General features: G+C 48.7%; 2 protein-coding genes. One reads left to right on the top strand and one right to left on the bottom strand.

Going from position 1 to position 838, the window contains the following annotated elements; all coding sequences use genetic code 11:
* Nucleotides 1-88, top strand: an 88-nt coding sequence (locus A3756_RS29360) for a DUF6701 domain-containing protein (protein WP_368664619.1), incomplete at its 5' end; no start/stop codon positions are given.
* An 85-nt stretch (nt 89-173) separates the two neighbouring features.
* On the opposite strand, the gene A3756_RS23455 is transcribed toward A3756_RS29360, so the two are convergent.
* Nucleotides 174-838 (bottom strand): sigma 54-interacting transcriptional regulator (locus tag A3756_RS23455; protein WP_197481495.1); only part of this gene is annotated, 665 nt, incomplete at its 5' end.

The raw sequence follows: 838 nt of genomic DNA on the forward strand, positions 1-838 counted from the left end.
GGATGATGAGCACCCCTTTGTTGAGGCGCAGTTTGGTCAATATCGAGGCCACGACAGAATTATCTACTGGCGAGAAGTGAGTAACTGATTCTAGGTCGTGCTCCAAGGTTTGGGCATAGCGCGGGATGGAACCCGCTGCCTACAAAATATGAGAGTAATGCGGAGGGAGGGGCTTAATCCTCTTCCTCAGTACTCTCTTCAAAGCTCATATCAAGCTCTTTGATTTTACGGGTAAGCGTATTCCGGCCCCAGCCTAATAACTGGGAAGCATCTCTACGTCGTCCGCCAGTATGGTTCAATGCCGTATCGATCATAATACGCTCAAACTGGGGAACAGCTTGATCCAGAATGGCACTATTACCTTTTTTAAGTTCCTGGTCAGCCCACTTTCGCAAGGCTTCCTGCCAAGTACTTGCTGTTGGAGCAGTGTTATCTTCATCTAATAATTCTGGCGGCAGGTCTGATACATGAACCTCTCTACCACTAGCCATGACGGTTAACCAGCGACAGGTGTTTTCTAGCTGTCGAACATTACCTGGCCAGGGCATGGCACTTAAGTACTCTTCGGTCTCAGGGCGTAATTGCTTGATGTCGACCGAGAGCTCTTCAGCTGCTTTGCTTAAGAAGTAGTTCGCCAGGGTGGGGACGTCTTCACTTCGGTCGCATAGTTTAGGTAGGTGAACGCGAATAACGTTCAAACGGTGAAATAAATCTTCCCGGAAGCTACCTTCTTGAACCAGACCTTCAAGGTTTTGGTGGGTTGCAGCGATAATCCTAACGTTAACCTTAACGGGTGTGGTGCCACCGACTCGATAAAACTCACCATCAGCAAGTACAC

It is taken from the genome of Oleiphilus sp. HI0086 (genome assembly GCF_001635225.1).